Origin of the sequence: Aquimixticola soesokkakensis (genome assembly GCF_900172375.1) — a bacterium.
GTDB classification, from domain to species: domain Bacteria; phylum Pseudomonadota; class Alphaproteobacteria; order Rhodobacterales; family Rhodobacteraceae; genus Aquimixticola; species Aquimixticola soesokkakensis.
The window spans coordinates 232,928-250,382 of sequence record NZ_FWFS01000005.1; the positions used below are offsets into that span (position 1 = coordinate 232,928).

General features: G+C 60.3%; 19 protein-coding genes. 7 read left to right on the forward strand and 12 right to left on the reverse strand.

The window, feature by feature from the left end; all coding sequences use genetic code 11:
• Positions 1-5 precede the first annotated feature (5 nt).
• Positions 6-1,457: a cysteine--tRNA ligase gene (gene cysS, locus AQS8620_RS08305; RefSeq protein WP_085836377.1), complete on the reverse strand. Its 1,452-nt coding sequence runs from the start codon at positions 1,455-1,457 to the stop codon at positions 6-8.
• A gap of 280 nt (positions 1,458-1,737) precedes the next feature.
• Between cysS and rnd the strand changes: the two genes are divergently transcribed.
• Positions 1,738-2,907 (forward strand): ribonuclease D, encoded by a 1,170-nt coding sequence (gene rnd / locus AQS8620_RS08310; protein WP_085836433.1) that lies wholly within the window; start codon positions 1,738-1,740, stop codon positions 2,905-2,907.
• A gap of 94 nt (positions 2,908-3,001) precedes the next feature.
• Here rnd and AQS8620_RS16880 read toward each other — a convergent pair whose 3' ends face one another.
• From AQS8620_RS16880 to mazG, 5 genes are all read right to left on the reverse strand, one after another.
• A complete protein-coding gene (locus AQS8620_RS16880) occupies positions 3,002-3,151 on the reverse strand; it encodes a hypothetical protein (RefSeq protein ID WP_234990424.1) in 150 nt (49 codons plus the stop codon).
• Positions 3,152-3,163: 12 nt separating this feature from the next.
• On the reverse strand, positions 3,164-4,177 hold the full coding sequence (cydB, locus tag AQS8620_RS08315; RefSeq protein WP_200809607.1) for a cytochrome d ubiquinol oxidase subunit II: 1,014 nt from the start codon (positions 4,175-4,177) through the stop codon (positions 3,164-3,166).
• A 6-nt stretch (positions 4,178-4,183) separates the two neighbouring features.
• Positions 4,184-5,629, reverse strand: coding sequence for a cytochrome ubiquinol oxidase subunit I (locus AQS8620_RS08320; RefSeq protein ID WP_085836379.1), 1,446 nt, complete (start codon positions 5,627-5,629; stop codon positions 4,184-4,186).
• Positions 5,630-5,881: 252 nt separating this feature from the next.
• Entirely contained in the window at positions 5,882-6,889 is a 1,008-nt protein-coding gene (locus AQS8620_RS08325; RefSeq protein ID WP_085836380.1) for a Fe(3+) ABC transporter substrate-binding protein, read from the reverse strand.
• A gap of 122 nt (positions 6,890-7,011) precedes the next feature.
• Positions 7,012-7,833, reverse strand: coding sequence for a nucleoside triphosphate pyrophosphohydrolase (mazG, locus tag AQS8620_RS08330; RefSeq protein ID WP_085836381.1), 822 nt, complete (start codon positions 7,831-7,833; stop codon positions 7,012-7,014).
• A gap of 168 nt (positions 7,834-8,001) precedes the next feature.
• Between mazG and AQS8620_RS08335 the strand changes: the two genes are divergently transcribed.
• The 5 genes from AQS8620_RS08335 (at position 8,002) to AQS8620_RS08355 (ending at position 12,371) form a co-directional block, all read left to right on the forward strand.
• Positions 8,002-8,901 carry an ATPase gene (locus AQS8620_RS08335; RefSeq protein ID WP_085836382.1) on the forward strand — a complete coding sequence of 300 codons (900 nt, stop codon included), beginning with the start codon at positions 8,002-8,004 and terminating at the stop codon, positions 8,899-8,901.
• Positions 8,902-8,931: 30 nt separating this feature from the next.
• Positions 8,932-9,861 carry a homoserine O-succinyltransferase gene (locus AQS8620_RS08340; protein ID WP_085836383.1) on the forward strand — a complete coding sequence of 310 codons (930 nt, stop codon included), beginning with the start codon at positions 8,932-8,934 and terminating at the stop codon, positions 9,859-9,861.
• Positions 9,830-10,807 (forward strand): alpha/beta fold hydrolase, encoded by a 978-nt coding sequence (locus AQS8620_RS08345; protein WP_085836384.1) that lies wholly within the window; start codon positions 9,830-9,832, stop codon positions 10,805-10,807. The genes AQS8620_RS08340 and AQS8620_RS08345 overlap by 32 nt, the downstream gene beginning before the upstream one ends.
• 63 nt (positions 10,808-10,870) lie before the next feature.
• Positions 10,871-11,761: a polyphosphate kinase 2 gene (gene ppk2 / locus AQS8620_RS08350; RefSeq protein WP_085836385.1), complete on the forward strand. Its 891-nt coding sequence runs from the start codon at positions 10,871-10,873 to the stop codon at positions 11,759-11,761.
• Positions 11,754-12,371: a TetR/AcrR family transcriptional regulator gene (locus tag AQS8620_RS08355; protein WP_085836386.1), complete on the forward strand. Its 618-nt coding sequence runs from the start codon at positions 11,754-11,756 to the stop codon at positions 12,369-12,371. The genes ppk2 and AQS8620_RS08355 overlap by 8 nt, the downstream gene beginning before the upstream one ends.
• Positions 12,372-12,464: 93 nt before the next feature.
• Here the strand turns inward: AQS8620_RS08355 and AQS8620_RS08360 are convergent, their stop codons facing one another.
• The 6 genes from AQS8620_RS08360 to rplM form a co-directional block, all read right to left on the reverse strand.
• Entirely contained in the window at positions 12,465-13,529 is a 1,065-nt protein-coding gene (locus AQS8620_RS08360) for an ABC transporter ATP-binding protein (protein ID WP_085836387.1), read from the reverse strand.
• 50 nt (positions 13,530-13,579) lie between these two features.
• Positions 13,580-14,380, reverse strand: coding sequence for an ABC transporter permease (locus tag AQS8620_RS08365; protein ID WP_085836388.1), 801 nt, complete (start codon positions 14,378-14,380; stop codon positions 13,580-13,582).
• Positions 14,377-15,279, reverse strand: coding sequence for an ABC transporter permease (locus AQS8620_RS08370; protein ID WP_085836434.1), 903 nt, complete (start codon positions 15,277-15,279; stop codon positions 14,377-14,379). Before AQS8620_RS08370 ends, AQS8620_RS08365 begins: the two co-directional genes overlap by 4 nt.
• A gap of 133 nt (positions 15,280-15,412) precedes the next feature.
• A complete protein-coding gene (locus AQS8620_RS08375) occupies positions 15,413-15,781 on the reverse strand; it encodes a TfoX/Sxy family DNA transformation protein (RefSeq protein ID WP_085836435.1) in 369 nt (122 codons plus the stop codon).
• Positions 15,782-15,957: 176 nt separating this feature from the next.
• Positions 15,958-16,440, reverse strand: a complete 483-nt coding sequence (gene rpsI / locus AQS8620_RS08380; RefSeq protein WP_085836389.1) for a 30S ribosomal protein S9 — start codon at positions 16,438-16,440, stop codon at positions 15,958-15,960.
• A 3-nt stretch (positions 16,441-16,443) separates the two neighbouring features.
• Positions 16,444-16,905: a 50S ribosomal protein L13 gene (rplM, locus tag AQS8620_RS08385; protein ID WP_085836390.1), complete on the reverse strand. Its 462-nt coding sequence runs from the start codon at positions 16,903-16,905 to the stop codon at positions 16,444-16,446.
• 391 nt (positions 16,906-17,296) lie between these two features.
• On the opposite strand from rplM, the gene AQS8620_RS17060 reads away from it, so the two are divergent.
• A complete protein-coding gene (locus AQS8620_RS17060) occupies positions 17,297-17,443 on the forward strand; it encodes a hypothetical protein (RefSeq protein WP_159453220.1) in 147 nt (48 codons plus the stop codon).
• Positions 17,444-17,455 lie beyond the last annotated feature (12 nt).

Below are 17,455 nucleotides of genomic sequence, written 5' to 3' on the forward strand. Positions count from 1 at the left end.
TGCGCTCACAGCAGGCCCTCCAGTTTGGTGGCATCAAAGCCCGGACCTGCGTCCAGCTCCACGCCGGTTTTGGACATGCGCACCTCGACGCCTGCCGCGAGCAACGCGGATTTAAGCGCATCCACGGGCGCGAAGTCCTTGGTCTGCATCGCCGTTTCGCGCAAGGCAAACAAGGCCGTGGCAAAGGGCGTCAGGTCAACCCTGTCGCTGTCCCAGCCCCCCAAATCATCCGTCAGCAGCCCCAGCATCTGCGCAGAGGCCACGAAACGCCCCATGAGCGCCACGATGTCGGCCTGTTCGGCCGGATCGTCCTTGGACCATGCGGCGTGGCGTTTGCGGATCGCGTCGAACTGGTGGTGCAGCGCGCTCAGCGCCCCTGCGGTGTTGAGATCATCGGCAAGGCAGGCCACAACGGCCTCATCGGCAAAGCTTTTGTCATAGCCCCAGGCGCCCATCGCCTCGCGCCATTTTTTCAGCGTGGCAAAGGCCTGATCGGCCTTGTCCTGCGTCCAGTCCATCGGCTTGCGGTAATGGGTGGACAGGAACACAAAGCGGATCACCTCGCCGGGAATGCCCTGGTCCAGCAGGTCGCGCACGGTGAAAAAATTGCCCAGGGATTTGGACATCTTCTTGCCCTCGACCTGCAACATTTCGTTGTGCAGCCAGACATTGGCAAAGCCGCCGCCATCGCTCTCATGCCCATGCGCACAGCAGCTTTGGGCAATTTCGTTTTCGTGGTGCGGAAACATCAGATCGTTGCCGCCGCCGTGAATGTCGAAATGCGCGCCCAAAAGATCGGCCGCCATGGCCGAGCATTCGATATGCCAGCCCGGACGCCCGCGGCCCCAGGGGCTGTCCCAGCCCGGCGTCTGCGCATCCGAGGGTTTCCACAGCACGAAATCCATCGGGTGACGTTTGTAGGGGGCCACTTCGACCCGCGCCCCCGCGATCATGTCGTCAATCGAACGCCCCGACAGCTTGCCGTAGGCTGCGTATTTATCGACCGCAAACAGCACATGCCCCTCGGCGCTATAGGCAAAGCCCTTGGCGATCAGCCCTTCGATCATGGCCACCATCTGGGGAATATAGGCGGTCGCGCGCGGCATTGCGCTGGGTTCAAGCGCGCCGACCGCGCCCATATCGTCCAGATACCACTGCGTTGTCTGGGCGGTAATCTCGCCAATCGAGCGGCCACTTTCAGCCGCGCGCGCGTTGATCTTGTCATCCACATCGGTGAAATTGCGCACATAGGTCACGTGATCGGCGCCGTAGACATGGCGCAGCAGCCGAAACAGCACATCAAACACGATCACAGGGCGCGCATTGCCGATATGGGCGCGATCATAGACCGTCGGTCCACAGACATACATCCGCACATTTTGCGCGTCGATCGGCACGAAGTCCTCCTTTTTACGGGTCTTCGTGTTGGTCAGCCGGATGGTCTGGGTCTGGGTCATAGCGTTTCCTCGGGTGTCCCCGCGGGCTTTAGCAGCTATTCGTCTGAGCGAAAAGAGACCGGACCCGCGTGACAGTGGTCAGCGGATAATGCAGCGAAAGATCGGGATGGCGCCGCGCGCGGTTGTCGGTCTCATGCTGCATCGATTAGCACTGTGCGTGCCTGTTTGCCAAGCACCGATCTGCAAAGCGCAGCCCGGCAGCGCGCCTCTCTTTCCATTCAGAAAAAAGCGGCGTATCAAGTCTGGATCGGGACGGACCCGAGCCAAAGACATGAGCCAGATGATCACCATTACCACCACCGAGGGCCTTGCGGCCTACTGCGAAATGGCAGCGCAAGCGCCTTACGTTACCGTCGATACCGAGTTCCTGCGCGAACGCACGTATTATTCGAAACTCTGTCTGGTGCAGCTGGCCGTGCCCCCGCGCGCGGGCCTGAGCACCGAGGACGAGGCGGTGCTGGTCGATCCGCTGGCCAAGGGCATTGATTTGCAACCGCTCTACGATCTGATGGCCGACACCCGCGTGGTCAAAGTGTTCCACGCCGCGCGTCAGGATCTCGAAATTTTCTACATTCAGGGCAAAGTGCTGCCCGAGCCGCTGTTTGACACTCAGGTCGCCGCGATGGTCTGCGGCTTTGGCGAACAGGTGGGCTATGAAACGCTCGTGCGCAAAATCGCCAAAGAGGGCCTGGACAAGACCTCGCGCTTTACCGATTGGTCGCGTCGCCCCCTTACGGATGCGCAAAAAACCTATGCGCTGGCCGATGTGACGCACCTGCGCCAGATCTACGAATTTCTGGCCGGCGAGATCGAAAAATCAGGCCGCCAGAAATGGGTTGCTGAGGAGCTGACGATCCTCACCTCGCCCGAGACCTATGTGGTCGAACCCGAGCAGGCGTGGAAACGGGTGAAAACCCGCACCACCTCGGGCAAATTTCTGGCCGCCGTGAAAGAACTTGCCGCCTTTCGCGAAAGCTATTCCCAGAGCCGCGATATCCCGCGCTCGCGCGTCTACAAAGACGATGCGCTGCTGGAACTGGCGTCGACCAAACCCAAATCGAGCGAGGATCTGAACCGCTCGCGGCTGTTGTTGCGCGAGGCGCGCAAGGGCGACATCGCGGACGGCATTCTGGCGGCGATCGCCAAGGCCGCGGCCTACCGGACCGAGGACATGCCCAAGGTTGACGAAAGCCGCGACAAATTGCAGGTCAACCCGGCACTCGCGGATATGCTGCGCGTTTTGCTAAAGGCGAAATCCGACAATGCCAATGTGGCGGCAAAACTGATTGCCTCGGCTTCGGAGCTGGACATGATTGCCGCTGGCGAGCGCCATGTGCCCTCCCTCAAAGGCTGGCGCGCGGAGGTTTTTGGCAATGACGCCCTGCGCCTGTGCAAGGGCGAACTCGCCTTGGCGGTGAAGGGCCAGCGCGTCGAGGTGATCGAGGTCTAGCACCTCCTTTGCGCCGCGCCACTTTCACCCCGCCCCACAGAAATCAAAAAGGCCCGCAACGCTGCGGGCCTTTGTCATTTGGTCTGCCCGCGCCTCACAGGATCGCGCTGCGGATCGCATAGCCGACCGCCCCGACACAAGCGACCCCTGCGGCCCACAACAGCACGAACCACCCCGTGCGGATCAGCCATTTGCCCAAGGCGCTGCGGTCGTGACGCAGGTGCGAAAGCCTGGTGTTGTGCATGGCAAAGCCTCCTCAGTGGTACCCTTTTTCAGGATCGATCTTACCGCGAAACACCCAATAGGCATAGGCGGTGTATCCCAGGATGATCGGGATCAGCACGACCGCCCCCACCAGCATGAAAACCTGCGATTTTTCCGGTGCCGCGGCCTCGTAAAGGGTGACGCTGGGCGGCACCACATAGGGAAACATCGAAATGCCAAGACCGATAAAGCACAAGGCAAACAGCCCGAGGCCAAGCACGAAGGGCACCCAATCGCGCCCGCCGCGCAGCAAAGAGCGCGCAATGGCCACGATCAGCACCGCGACCAGAACCGGCACCACCGCCGAAAAGGCAATCTGCGGCCAGACAAACCAGCGTTCGTAATAGGCGTAGTTCAGGTAGGGCGTGATAAAGGACACGGCGACGATGAAGGCCACGGTGGCGATACCGGCAAAGCGCGCGATTTCGCGGGCTTTGACATGTTCGACCCCGTCGAGTTTCCACACCAGCCACGCCGCGCCAAGCATCGCATAGCCCGTCACCACGGCCAGCCCCGTGAGAACCGAAAACGGTGTCAGCCAGTCAAACCAGCCGCCCGCATAGGCGCGCCCCTCGACCTCGATGCCTTGCAACAGCGCGCCCAGAGCCACGCCCTGCATGAAGGCCGCAAGTGTCGAGCCGCCGATGAAGGCATAGTCCCAGACCCGCTTGCCAAAGGCCCCCTCGGCGCGCCAACGAAATTCAAAGGCCACCCCGCGCAGGATCAACGCCAAAAGCATGGCGATGATAGGGGGATAGAGCGCGGGCAGGATGATCGCATAGGCCATCGGAAAGGCCGCCATCAACCCGCCGCCGCCCAGCACCAGCCAGGTTTCATTGCCATCCCAGATCGGCGCGACCGAGTTCATCAGAAGATCCCGCTCGCGCTTGGTTTTGAAGAAGGGGTACAGAATGCCGATCCCAAGGTCGAACCCGTCGAGCACCACATAGGTAAAGACCGAAAAAGCCAGCAAAAAGGCCCAGATAAGCGTGTAATCCATGGTCAAATCGCCTTATTTTGCGGGTTTGTGATTGGGGGACAGTTTCCCCTGTTCGCCGGTCGAGGCCCCCGCCTGCGTGCCGGTGGTGCGCATCGGCCCCGGTTCGTCGCGCGGCCCCTCTTCGCCCGGATGCGGTGCTTTGGACATCAGTTTGAGCAGGTACAAAATGCCCGCCCCGAACACGAGAAAATACACCACGATAAAGGCGATCAGAGAGGTGCCCACCGCAGGCGCGTCCAGCGGCGAGGCGCTGTCCACCGTGCGCAGCACACCGTAAACCGTAAAGGGCTGGCGCCCGACTTCGGTGGTGATCCAGCCGGCGGTGACGGCCACAAAGCCCATGGGCCCCATCACGACAGCCGCGCGCGCAAGCCAGCGGCTTTGGTAAAGTTTGCCCCGCAACCGCGCGATCGCGCCCCACAGCCCCAGCCCCAGCATGGCAAAGCCAAGGCCCACCATCACCCGAAACGACCAGAAGACGATGCCCACCGGCGGCTGGTCTTCGCGCGCCACAACATCCAGCCCCTCAAGGGGGGCGTTGAGGTCGTGTTTGAGGATCAACGAGGACAGTTTGGGGATTTCCACCGCATATTTCATCACCTGATTTTCCTGATCGGGAATGCCGAACAGGATCAGCGGCGCACCATCGGGGTGGCTTTCGAAATGCCCCTCCATCGCCGACACTTTGGCCGGTTGATGTTCGAGCGTGTTCAACCCGTGGGCATCGCCCAGAAAAATCTGCAAGGGTGCAACCACCATCACCATGCCCATCGCCATGGCAAACATCTTGCGCACCGAGGGGTTGCCCCGCGCGCCGCGCAGCAAATGCCAAGCGGCGACAGCGCCCACCACCAGCGCCGTGGTCAGATAGGCTGCCGTCAACGCATGGGCAAGGCGGTAGGGAAAGGAGGGGTTGAACACGATGGCCCACCAGTCTTCGGGCATGAACTGGCCGTTGGCGGCAATGGAATAGCCCTGCGGCGTATGCATCCACGAGTTCACCGAAATAATCCAGGTGGCCGAAATCGCCGTGCCGACCGCCACCATCATTGTGGCCATCATATGCAAGCCGTCGCCGACTTTTTCACGTCCGAACAACATGATTCCAAGGAAACCGGCCTCCAGGAAAAAGGCGGTGAGCACCTCATAGGCCATGAGCGGCCCGATCACCGGCCCCGCTTTGTCCGAGAACACCGACCAGTTGGTGCCGAACTGATAGGACATCACGATGCCGGACACGACGCCCATGGCAAAGGCCACCGAAAAGATTTTCAGCCAGTAATTGAACAGCCGCAGGTACATTTCATTGCGCGTTTTCAGCCAGAAGGCGTTCAGCACAGCAAGGTAGCTCGCCGTCCCGATGGAAAACGACGGGAAAATGAAATGGAACGCGACAGTGAAGCCGAACTGGAGTCGTGCCAGTACAATCGCGTCCAACCCAAGGAAGGTCTCTTGCATGGTGTTTCCTTTTAAACCAGCGCTTTGGATGACCCTAACAACGACAGCTTTGCGCGCCAATGCCGGGCCTGTTCTTATCCAGTGGTATATCTTGCAAACACCAGGAACATACCATGCGACAGGCTGTCCGCGCGCGCAGATGTCGCAGGCGTGCCAAGAAACCGCCAAGGCTTGGAAATTGCGCATAAAAACACCCGCAAAGCGCGCGGACTTGCGGGTGTCTGTGGTCCCTTGACGGTGCCGGCCTGCGCCTTAGCCGTCGAAATCGACCTCTTCGGTGATGCGCAGCGCGGCGGCACGATGGTCGGCAATATCGGTCAGGGCAATCTCGTCGGGGGTAAAGCTGCCCCAGGCCTGAACCCGCGCGGAGGCCTCGGCCCCGGCGATGACCGGGTATTCGTCATTCGCCTCGGCGTAGATTTCCTGCGCTTCGGGCGAGACGAGGAATTCGATGAATTTCACCGCATCATCGTAGTTCTTGGCCGCTTTGGTCAGGGCCACGCCGGAAATATTGACGTGGGTGCCGCCGCCTTCAAATTCGGGGAAGGCAAGGTAGACGGCATTGGCGTAGTCCACCTGCTCGGGATCATCCAGCATCTGGCCCATGTAATAGGTGTTGCCCAGCGAAATGTCGCATTCGCCCGCCCAGATCGCCTTGACCTGCGCACGGTCGTTGCCCTGGGGCTTGCGCGCAAGGTTGGCTTTGACGCCTTCGAGCCATGTCTTGGCGGCCTCTTCGCCGTGATGGGCGATATAGGCCGAGGTCAGCGCAATCATATAGGCATGCGTGCCGGAACGGGTGCAAATCCGGCCCTTCCATTTGGGATCTGCAAGATCCTCATAGCTGGTCACCTCGCCCTCGGCGACGCGCTCTTTGGAGGCATAGACGATGCGCGCACGCGTGGTCACCCCCCACCAGTTGCCATCGGGCCCGTGGTATTGCTCGGGCACCGCCTGTGTCAGGGTCTCGGTCAACAGCGGTTGGGTTACGCCCGCATCCACAGCCTCGGTGAGGCGCGAAATATCGACGGTCAGGATCACATCGGCGGGCGAGCGGTCGCCCTCGGCCACAAGGCGCTCGACCATCCCGCTGTCAAGAAACGCCACGTTCACGTTGATCCCCGTCTCGGCCGTGAAGGCATCGGTCAGCGGCGAAATCAACTCGGGCTGGCGATAGGAATAGATATTCACATCAGCCAGAACCGGAGCGGCGGTCAGCACAGCGGTGGTGGTGGCAAGAGCGACGGAACGAAAACGCATTGGGGGTCTCCTCCAAGTTGGACCTGTTGTCATGCCCTTAAAAAAGGGTCGGCCCCCGTAAACCTGACTATTTATGTCAGGTCAAGAAGAATGCAGATTTCTTATCACGTCCAACGCCGGAGCTATCCCAATTCACCGGCCTTATCGGCGCGCTTTACCTCAGTCCACAGCGCATCCATTTGCGCCAGATCGCTGTCACTCGGGGCCTTGCCCATCGCTTTCAAACGATCCTCTACCGCATTGAAACGGCGCTGGAATTTAGCATTTGCCGCGCGCAGGGCTTCTTCGGCTTCCACGCCCAGATGCCGCCCGAGGTTGACCATGACAAACATCAGATCACCGTATTCCTCGATCACCTCGGCCTGCGTCAACTGATCGCGGGCCTCGACCAATTCGCCCGCTTCTTCGGCAATCTTATCGACGACATGTCCTGCATCCGGCCAATCGAACCCCACCCGCGCGGCCCGTTTTTGCAGCTTTTGCGCGCGCATCAATGCCGGCAGCCCCAGTGCAACCCCGTCAAGCACCCGCAGCTCGCCGCGCCGCGCGCGTTCGCCCGCTTTCTGGTGCTCCCAATCCACCGTCTGTTGCTGTGGGCTTTTGTCGTTGCTCTGGTCACCGAACACATGGGGGTGACGCTCGATCATCTTGTCGGCAATCGCGCGCACCACATCCTCAAAGGTGAAGGCGCCCTGATCGGCAGCGATTTGGGCGTGAAACACCGATTGAAACAGCAAATCGCCCAATTCCGATTTCAAATCCCCCATGTCGCCGCGCGCGATCGCATCCTCGACCTCATAGGCCTCTTCGATGGTATAGGGCGCGATGGTGTCAAACGTCTGCGCGATATCCCAAGGGCAACCGCCTGCCGGATCGCGCAAACGCCGCATGATTTCAAGCAGTTGCTCCATGGGCTCCGTCACCTCGAATATCGGATCGCGCATCGGTTCTGTCCTTTTGGCTGGTGGTGCGCCGACTATTGGCGGCACGCGCGCAACTGTCCACCGCCCAAGAGGGCCGCGACAAGAAAACGGGCGAAAAACCTTGGCAAATCCGGACGGGCATGGCACCCCTGCCCCCACCGTTTCAGAATTGCCAAAGGCCCGTGCCCGATGACATCCTCCCTGCCCGATGCTGCCCAAAGCTATCACTCTGCTGCCGACTGGCAGGCGGAACCGGAAAAACGTGTGATCCTCTTTGCCATGTCCGGCCTTGGAAAAACCCATGTCTCCAACATGCTGCGCAGTGACGGGACGTGGTATCACTATTCCATCGATTACCGCATCGGCACGCGCTACATGGGCGAACCGATCGAGGACAACCTCAAATTCGAGGCGATGAAAAACCCCTATCTGCGGGGGCTTTTGATGACGGATTCGATCTACATCGGCTCCAACATCACCTTTGACAATCTTGCGCCTGTTTCTGCCTTTTTGGGCAAGCCGGGATCGGTGGCCAAGGGGGGCTTGCCCATGACCGAATACCGCCGCCGTCAAAGCCTGTTCCAGACCGCCGAGGAAGCCGCCTTGCTGGACACGGCGCATTTCATCAATCGCGCGCGTGACCTCTACGGCTACCCCAATTTCGTCTGCGATACGGGCGGCTCGATCTGTGAATGGGTCGATGCGCATAATCCCGACGATCCGATCCTCACGGCCCTCGCACGCGAGGCCGTTCTGGTCTGGATCGAGGGCTCCGAGGATCATACGGCCGAACTGGTGCGCCGCTTTGACCGCGCCCCCAAACCCATGGCCTACCAGCCCGCCTTCCTCGAGAAAATCTGGGCGCAATATCTGGCCGAAACCGGATTGCCCGAAGCCCAGGTCGATCCCGACGCCTTCATTCGCTACACCTACGCCGCCGCCCTTGCACATCGTCAGCCGCGCTACCGCGCCATGGCCGATAAATGGGGTGTGACGGTCAAAGCCGAAGACGTGGCGCGCGCCACCTCGCCGCAGGCCTTTAACGATCTGATCGGCCAGGCCATTGATGCCCGCGCCGCGCGCGCCTAAATACAGCACTCCCCTTTAGGAAAGACCCAGATGCCTATCACCCTGCCCGAAAACCTTCCCGCCTTCGACGTGCTCTCGAACGAGGGCGTCATGGTCATGGGCCAAGGCCGTGCGGTGAGCCAGGACATCCGGCCAATCAACATCGGCCTGCTCAACCTCATGCCGAAAAAAATCCAGACCGAAAACCAGTTCGCACGGCTCATTGGCGCCACGCCCCTGCAGGTGAACCTCAAGCTGATCCGCATGAGCGAGCATCAGACCAAAAACACCGCCGCCGAACATATGGAAGAATTCTACCGCCCCTTTGCCGAAGTCGCGGCATCGGGCGAAAAGCTTGACGGTCTGATCATCACCGGCGCGCCCATCGAACACCTGCCCTTCGAGGAGGTGACCTATTGGGACGAGCTGCAAGAGGTGTTTGCCTGGACGCAGACCCATGTGCATTCGACCTTTGGCGTGTGCTGGGGCGGCATGGCGATGATCAACCATTTTCACGGCGTGCCCAAACATGCGTTGCGCGCAAAGGCCTTTGGCTGCTTTCGCCAGACGAACCTAGCGCCCGCCTCGCCGTTTTTGCGTGGGTTTTCAGACGATTGCGTGATCCCCGTCAGCCGCTGGACCGAAATGCGCCAATCCGAAATCGACGCGGTGCCCGAACTTGTGCCGCTGCTCGGTTCGGATGACACCGGCCCCTGCCTTGTGCAGGACCCCGATCACCGCGCGCTCTATATTTTCAACCATTTCGAATATGACACGGGGACGCTGCACGAAGAACTGATGCGCGACAAACAGGGCGGCAAGCCCATCACCCTGCCGGTGAATTACTATCCCGATGACAATCCCGAGAACCGCCCCCCCAATCGCTGGAGAAGTCACGCACATCTTCTATATGGCAACTGGATAAACGAAATTTACCAGACGGTGCCCTATGATCCTGCCGAAATTGGCAACAAGCCCTAGCGTCGTGATCCTGATCCTGATCGCCCTGTTTTCGGCCGTTTCCGTCGCGCGGGCGATGGTGCGCGAGCGCGCGGTCGAACGGGCCAACCCGCCCCTGGGCCGCTTTGTGATGGTGGATGACCATCCCGTCCACCTCTGGGAAGCAGGCGATCCGAACGCGCCAAGCGTGGTGTTGATCCACGGAGCCTCGGGGTCGGTGCGCGACTTTACCGGCGATCTGGGGCCGCAACTGGCCAGCCGGTACCACGTTGTCGCGCTGGATCGCCCGGGATTTGGCTATACGCCCGCGCTGGCCGACATGGACGACAACCGGTCACTGTCGCGCCAGGCCGCCCTGCTGCGCGGCGCACTCGCGCAGATCGGCGTGACCCGCCCGGTGCTTTTGGGGCAAAGCTACGGCGGCTCGGTAGTGCTGCGCTGGGCAGAGGATGCGCCCGACAGCATCCGCGCGCTGGTGCCCGTCTCTGCGCCCTCGCACCTGTGGCCCGACCCGCCCTCGCTGTTTTACCGCGCGCTGGCAACGCCGGTGGTCGGGCCGATACTGGCCACGCTGATCACCGCCTGGGTGCCGCGCAGCTACATCGCCGCACAGGTCGAAAGCGTCTTTGCGCCGCAAACCGCGCCCAGCGGCTATGGCGACTATTTCCATCCCTTCATGTCCGCGCGCCGCGAAACGCTGCTCGTGAATGCCCGACAACGGATCGCCCTGCGCGACGAGGTCTCGGCCCTGCTTGCGGGCTATCCCAACATGGCGCTGCCCGTTGAGGCGGTCCACGGCGAAGCCGACCCCATCGTGCCCTTCGACATCCATGCCGTCCCGCTCGCGCGCGATGTGCCCGACCTGCACCTCACCGCTCTGCCCGGCATCGGCCATATGCCCCATCACGTTGCCATTCCGGCCGTGATAGCCGCCGTAGATCGCGCCGCTGGCGCGACGTTGCCCTGATCCGGCGCAGCGCGTAAACTTGCGCGACCCAGATGGTCGCGATGCTCTCTCAAAGGAAGCCACATGTCCGATTCGCCCGACACGACCGACCTGCCCTTTGACGGCGCCATTTCCGCATATTTCGAAAACGAAGCCCCCAAACAGATCCGCCAGGCCGTGCAAGAAGGCGACAAGAAAGACATCCTGCGCGACACCTACCCCTATGCGCGCTGGATGAAGAAAAAAGACTACGAGGCCGACCTCCAAGCGCTGCAATTCGAGCTGGTCAAGATGCTTGCCGGCGTCAAGGACAGCGGCAAGCGGGTCGTTGTGCTCTTTGAGGGGCGCGATGCCGCCGGGAAAGGCGGGGCCATCAAACGGGTGCGCGAGAACTTGAATACCCGCGCCGCACGGGTCGTGGCCCTCTCCAAACCCACACAAACCGAAAGCGGCCAGTGGTATTTCCAGCGCTACCTCCAGCACCTGCCAAGCGCGGGTGAAATCACATTGTTCGACCGCTCGTGGTACAACCGCGCCGTGGTCGAAAAAGTGTTCGGCTTTTGCGACGACACCCAGCGCGAGACCTTTTTCCGCCAGCTTCCCAATGTCGAGAACACGTTGATTGACGATGGCATCATCCTGATCAAAATCTGGCTCAACGTCGGGCGCGCCGAACAGTTGCGCCGGTTCTTGCAGCGTGAAAAAGACCCGCTAAAGCACTGGAAACTCTCATCCATCGACATTGGCGGACTGTCGCGCTGGGAGGCTTATTCCGACGCCATCGCCGAGACATTCGCCCGCTCCCACACCCCGATCGCCCCTTGGACGGTGGTGCTGGCCGATGACAAATACCGCGCCCGCCTGAACGTCATTCGCGCGATCCTCAGCCGGATCGACTATCCCGAAAAGGACGACGATCTGGTGCAAAAAATCGACCCTGCCATCTGCGCAGGGCCGGACATCTGGCATGCATAAACGCGGCTACCACCACGGCAACCTCAAACAGGCCCTCGTCGAAGCCGCGCTGACATTGATCGAGGAAAAAGGCCCCACGGGCTTTACCCTGTCGGAAGCGGCCAAAAGCGCAGGCGTGACCCCGGCGGCTGTCTATCGCCATTTCGAAGGCCGCGAAGACCTGATCGCCGAAATCGCGCGCCAAGGGTATGACGTCTTTGCCGACCTGCTCGACTACGCATTCGCCAGTGGCGCGCCGTCCGCACTCGCCAGTTTCGAAGCGACGGGACGTGCCTATCTGGCCTTTGCCCGCAAATACCCCGGCCATTACGTCGCCATGTTCGAAAGCGGCATTTCGATCAACCGCACCCCCGAACTGAACCTCGTGGCAACCCGCGCGCTCGGTGTGCTGGAAAAGGCAGCTGAAAAGCTGTCGCAGCATATTCCTCTGGAAAAGCGCCCGCCGCCCCAAATGTTCGCCGCCCACATCTGGGCCATGAGCCACGGGGTGGTGGAACTCTTTGCCCGTGGGTCTCCCGGCACGCAAAGCCCCTTCCCCCCCGAGGATTTGCTGGAAACCGGCATCGGAATCTATCTGCGCGGTCTGGGCCTGATCGAACAGGACCAATGACGCGCAGCCTGTGGTTTCTTTCGGACCCAAATACCCACGGCGCGCCGCTGAAACCCGCGGTAAATGGGTATTTTTATCCGAAAGAAGCCAAAGTCAGGGAAAAACCACCAACGCGCCGGCAGACCAGCTGACACGGGTCGCATCGCCCACCGCCAGGACATCGCGCCCGAATACATTGCGCATCGAAATACGCACAGGTTTGCTTACGCCCACAAGGGTCACGTCGTAATATGTCATGTCGCCGTAGTAGACGACCTCGCTGATGACTCCGGCGGCCTCACGCTGCGTGGCGGTCTGACCATCATAGAGCAGCGTCAGGGTTTCAGGGCGAAAGCCGACAAGGGCGTCGCCCTCGGGAATGCCGGCCGGGCATTGATCCGCGGCGATCTCGGCCTCCCCCAAGCCTGCGACATCGGCGATAATCGTGCCCGCATGGCTGTGCAGCGTCGCGGGTAAAAAATTCATGACCCCGATAAAATCCGCCACGCGTTTGGATTTGGGACGGCGGTACAGAATTTCAGGATCGTCACATTGCGCGATTTCGCCCTCGAACATCACGGCGATGCGGTCCGACATGACCAAGGCCTCTTCCTGGTCGTGGGTCACAAGGATAAATGTGATGCCAACCTGGCGCTGCAGACGGATCAATTCAACCTGCATCTGTTCACGCATCTTGCGATCCAGCGCCGAAAGGGGTTCGTCCAGCAACAGAACCTTGGGTTTGAGGATCAGGGCGCGGGCCAAAGCCACGCGTTGTCTCTGCCCGCCCGACAACGCATGGGCCGCACGCGCGCCATAGCCCTTGAGACCGACCATCTCGAGCGCTTCAGCCACCGCGGCCTCTTTTTGTGCCTTGCTCATCGTTGATTTTCGCAGGCCAAAGCCGACGTTTTGCGCCACGCTGAGGTGGGGGAAAATGGCGTAGGACTGGAACACCATATTCGTCGGGCGCTTGTTCGCAGGCACCCGTGCCATATCCTGGTGGCTGATCAACACCGCGCCGCTATCGATCCCCTCAAATCCCGCGATCACCCGCAACAGCGTGGTTTTCCCGCACCCCGACGGACCGAGCAGCGAGAAAAACTCCCCCTCGTGGATATCCAGCGTGATGCCGCACAGCGCGTGATAGTCACCGTAGTGCTTTGATATATCGCGCATTTCAATAAGCGGCTTTGTGGGCTTTACCCGATTGGCGGTTGAAATCTGGGTCACAGGAAGCCTCCGGTATCTTTTGCGCCGGCGCGTTTGATGCCGCGGCGGCGGAAATATTCGGCGATGGTGAGCAAGACCACAGAGGCCAGCACCAACAACGTGCCAAGCGCCATGACGGCGGGCAACAATTTGGGAAAGCGCAGCATCGAGAAGAGGTAGACCGGCAGGGTCGGATCAGCGCCGGTGAGGAAAAAGGCAATGATGAATTCGTCCATTGAAATGGTAAAGGAAATCAACAAGGCCGAAATGATGCCCGGCATGACCAGCGGCAGGGTGACAAGCCGGAAGGTTGAGGCCGGCGTTTCGCCCAAATCAAAGGCCGCCTCTTCGAGTGCCGGGTCGAGGGAGGCAAAAGCCGATTGCAAGATCGCGATGGCGAACGGCGTGCAGATCAACGTATGCCCCGCGATCACCGACCAGGCCCCTGTGGAGAACCCCGCATTCACGATGACCACCAACAACGACACGGCGACGATGATTTCCGGCAACACCAAGGGCAGCATGATAAAGCCCATCAGCCCCTTTTGAGCGGGAAAGCGGTAGCGCGTCGAGGCCATGGCCGCAAAGATGCCAAAGCTCGTGGCAAGCACTGCCGAAGTCGCCGCGATCCTTAAGCTGTTGAGCACCGCCTTGTGCATCTCGGGGATATCTGCAAGCGCGGAAAACCATTGCGTGGTAAAGCTTTGCAAGGGGAAGGCGATGATGGTGGATGAGTTGAACGCAAAAAGCGGAAGCAGAAAAATCGGGGCGTAAAGAAAGATCAGATAGAGAATGGCGTAGAGTTTGAGCCCCTTCATTTGCGCGTCCCCTTCGCGCCCGAGGCACGGCTGCCCAGCACCAGAAAGGCAACGGCGATCACGCTGACGATCAGCATGGCAAGCACCGCCAATGCCGCCCCCAAGGGCGCGTTATTGAGCCGCAGGAACTGCGCTTGGATCATATTTGCAATCATCGTCCCCCCCGGTCCGCCAATCAATTCCGGCGTGACGTAGTCGCCAATGGTCGGGATAAAAACGATCAGCACGGCGGCGATGACGCCGGGGGCCGCGAGCGGCAAGGTGACGCGCAAAAAGGTCATGACACGGTTTTCGCCCAAGTCCCGCGCCGCTTCCAGCAAGGAGCGGTCGATCTTTTCCAAGGCCACGAAAATTGGCAAAATGGCAAAGGGCGCGTAGGCATGTGCCAAAGTGATCACCACCGAATTGGCGTTGTAGAGCAAAAAGGTCAGCGGTTGGTCAATCACCCCCAGCACCTTCAGCCCGGAATTGAACACGCCGTTATAGCCCAAGATGACCTTCCACAGGAAGACGCGGATCAAATAGGAGGTCCAGAACGGAATGGTGATCAAGAAAATCCACAGCGATTTCTTTTGCGCAGGCACGCCGAAGGACACGAAGTAGGCGATGGGAAAGGCCGCCAGCACCGTGACCAGCGTGACCAATCCCGCAATCCGCAACGAGCGAAACATCAGCGCACGATAAATCGGGTCGCTCAGCGCCTCGACGTAGTTTGCCCCCGTCAGCGTCGTGTCAAAATCGCGCACGCCTGTCTGGGTCCAAAAACTGATCAACACAATCGCCCCGAGCGGAATCGCCAAAAGCGCCAGCGCATAGAGCGCCGTGGGGCTGATCAACATCAACCCGGTCGCCGCCTCGGACTGGCGCAAACGCCTGAATTTACGAGATAGTCCTGCCATGCCGTCTGTGGCCCCCACGCCGCTATGTGCTGCGATCAGATGACAGATCACAAGCGCGATGCAAGCGCGATTTGCACGGGTTTCCACCGCGATCGCCCGATCATCGCGCAGATGCTGCGCGAATAGGCAGGACCTATCGGCGCAATCCGGTGCCGATCAGGTCCAAATCCGCCTCAATGGCATAGTTCACCGGATCGACCCCATCGGCTTGCATCGCAGGCCGCCCCGCTTTCAACGCCTCGAACCGTTTGCGCAACGCAGGGCGTTCCTCGGGACTGGCGTCTCGCCAAGGACGCCCCTGCAGACCCAGCACCAACGAGTAAAACGCGATGAAATGAACAGTGCCGCCCGCCGCAATAAAGGCAGCATAGGCCGCATCTGCCCCCATCTCTTCAATCTCCTGGGCGGTCTCGATGCCCGCTCTCGCAAATCCTGCGGCCATCGCGGGACCGAGGTTGCGAATAGAGGTGACGGGGCGCGCTCCCGAATTTTGATCCGACATCGCCATACAATCTCCAAGCTGGCCGTCCCTTGCCCCGATTTTAAACCGGCACAACGACAGGACAAAGGCAAAACCTGCGCCTTCTTTCGGATAAAAATACCCGACACCATCGACCAAATGCGAAAAGCGCGCCCCTTGCAGAGCGCGCTTTTGCAAAATCGAACTTCCGGTAAAGCTTAACGCTTGGAGAACTGGAAGGATTTACGGGCTTTTGCTTTACCGAACTTCTTACGCTCGACAACGCGGCTGTCGCGGGTCAGGAAGCCGGCAGCTTTCAAAGCAGCGCGCAGCGAGGGATCGTAAAGCTGCAGTGCTTTGGACACACCGTGCTTGACCGCACCCGCCTGACCGGACAAACCGCCGCCCTTCACGGTTGCCATGACGTCGAATTGGCCTTCGACACCTGCAACCGTGAATGCTTGGTTCAGGATCATGCGCAGCACGGGACGTGCAAAATACACTTCCAGATCTTTGCCGTTCACGGTCACTTTGCCGGAACCGGGTTTGATCCAGACGCGTGCAACCGCATCTTTACGCTTACCGGTCGCATAAGCGCGGCCGAGTGCGTCACGAACGGGCTCACGGGGAGCCGCAACGGGAGCTTCGACGCCAGTGGCGACGCTGTTCAGCTCCTCGAGGGATTTGATTTCGTCAACCATGGATTAGCTCCGGGTGTTTTTCTTGTTGAGGGATTTCACGTCCAGCACTTCGGGTGCCTGAGCTTCATGCGGGTGCTCGGCACCTGCATAGACGCGAAGGTTGGTCATCTGCTGACGCGACAGTTTGCCGCCGGGCAGCATGCGCTGAACCGCTTTGGTCACGACGCGCTCGGGGTATTTGCCCTCAAGGATCTCACCCATCGTGCGCGACTTGATGCCGCCGGGGTGGCCAGTGTGCCAGTAGAAACGCTCGTCAGTGCGTTTCTTGCCGGTCAGCTGGATTTTGTCAGCATTGATGATGATGACATTATCACCCATGTCTTGCGACGGGGTGAAGGTGGCTTTGTGCTTGCCACGAAGACGCATTGCGACGATCGACGCAAGACGGCCCAGAACAACGCCTTCAGCGTCGATCAGGATCCATTTCTTGTCGATGTCCGCGGGCGTTGCGGAAAAAGTTTTCATCTGTAGTACCCTTGGATCACTGCGAACCGGTTTATCCGGCCTGCATATGAATTCGGTGGAATTCGGATTGGGGTGTTCTAACGATTTACCCCGCACAGTCAAGCGCCGTGAAGTGCGATTTATTAAGCAAAAACAATTAGTTAAAAAATAGGTATAATAATACCCCACGCCCTTGCGCCAATTCCCCCGCTCACCGTCCTATCGCGCGTGCCAGACCACCCGCCCTACCAGCCTATCCCTGACCGGCAAGGCGACAGGGCGGCGCAGGACGACCTGTCGCAAAATGCGCCACTTTGCTGCGCCTTCCCATTGCCTTTGGCGCGCCAAGCCTATGTTATGGGCAAAAGACATCCGCGCCGCGCGCGCCTTATCACGACCGGAACGAACCCTGATGAAGACACCAGCCCTTGCCGCCGCCCTTTTGGCCTTGACCATGGCGGCCTGCGCCCCGATTCCCGAAAGCGCCCCCGTGCCAAGCGAACCGGAATTCGTCGATCCCGGCCCCTATATCATCGAGGTCCCGCCCGCAGCGCTCTAAGGTCGCGCCTCT

What these genes read in the sequence shown, in the direction of transcription:
- AQS8620_RS08335 (WP_085836382.1), top strand. Translation starts at nt 8,002, where the DNA reads ATGACATCCTCCCTGCCCGATGCTGCCCAAAGCTATCACTCTGCTGCC.
- AQS8620_RS08355 (WP_085836386.1), top strand. Translation starts at nt 11,754, where the DNA reads ATGCATAAACGCGGCTACCACCACGGCAACCTCAAACAGGCCCTCGTC.
- AQS8620_RS16880 (WP_234990424.1), bottom strand. Translation starts at nt 3,151, where the DNA reads ATGCACAACACCAGGCTTTCGCACCTGCGTCACGACCGCAGCGCCTTG.
- rpsI (WP_085836389.1), bottom strand. Translation starts at nt 16,440, where the DNA reads ATGGTTGACGAAATCAAATCCCTCGAGGAGCTGAACAGCGTCGCCACT.
- ppk2 (WP_085836385.1), top strand. Translation starts at nt 10,871, where the DNA reads ATGTCCGATTCGCCCGACACGACCGACCTGCCCTTTGACGGCGCCATT.
- AQS8620_RS08325 (WP_085836380.1), bottom strand. Translation starts at nt 6,889, where the DNA reads ATGCGTTTTCGTTCCGTCGCTCTTGCCACCACCACCGCTGTGCTGACC.
- AQS8620_RS08365 (WP_085836388.1), bottom strand. Translation starts at nt 14,380, where the DNA reads ATGAAGGGGCTCAAACTCTACGCCATTCTCTATCTGATCTTTCTTTAC.
- AQS8620_RS08360 (WP_085836387.1), bottom strand. Translation starts at nt 13,529, where the DNA reads ATGCGCGATATATCAAAGCACTACGGTGACTATCACGCGCTGTGCGGC.
- AQS8620_RS08340 (WP_085836383.1), top strand. Translation starts at nt 8,932, where the DNA reads ATGCCTATCACCCTGCCCGAAAACCTTCCCGCCTTCGACGTGCTCTCG.
- mazG (WP_085836381.1), bottom strand. Translation starts at nt 7,833, where the DNA reads ATGCGCGATCCGATATTCGAGGTGACGGAGCCCATGGAGCAACTGCTT.
- rplM (WP_085836390.1), bottom strand. Translation starts at nt 16,905, where the DNA reads ATGAAAACTTTTTCCGCAACGCCCGCGGACATCGACAAGAAATGGATC.
- cysS (WP_085836377.1), bottom strand. Translation starts at nt 1,457, where the DNA reads ATGACCCAGACCCAGACCATCCGGCTGACCAACACGAAGACCCGTAAA.
- AQS8620_RS08320 (WP_085836379.1), bottom strand. Translation starts at nt 5,629, where the DNA reads ATGCAAGAGACCTTCCTTGGGTTGGACGCGATTGTACTGGCACGACTC.
- AQS8620_RS08370 (WP_085836434.1), bottom strand. Translation starts at nt 15,279, where the DNA reads ATGGCAGGACTATCTCGTAAATTCAGGCGTTTGCGCCAGTCCGAGGCG.
- AQS8620_RS17060 (WP_159453220.1), top strand. Translation starts at nt 17,297, where the DNA reads ATGAAGACACCAGCCCTTGCCGCCGCCCTTTTGGCCTTGACCATGGCG.
- rnd (WP_085836433.1), top strand. Translation starts at nt 1,738, where the DNA reads ATGATCACCATTACCACCACCGAGGGCCTTGCGGCCTACTGCGAAATG.
- AQS8620_RS08345 (WP_085836384.1), top strand. Translation starts at nt 9,830, where the DNA reads ATGATCCTGCCGAAATTGGCAACAAGCCCTAGCGTCGTGATCCTGATC.
- AQS8620_RS08375 (WP_085836435.1), bottom strand. Translation starts at nt 15,781, where the DNA reads ATGTCGGATCAAAATTCGGGAGCGCGCCCCGTCACCTCTATTCGCAAC.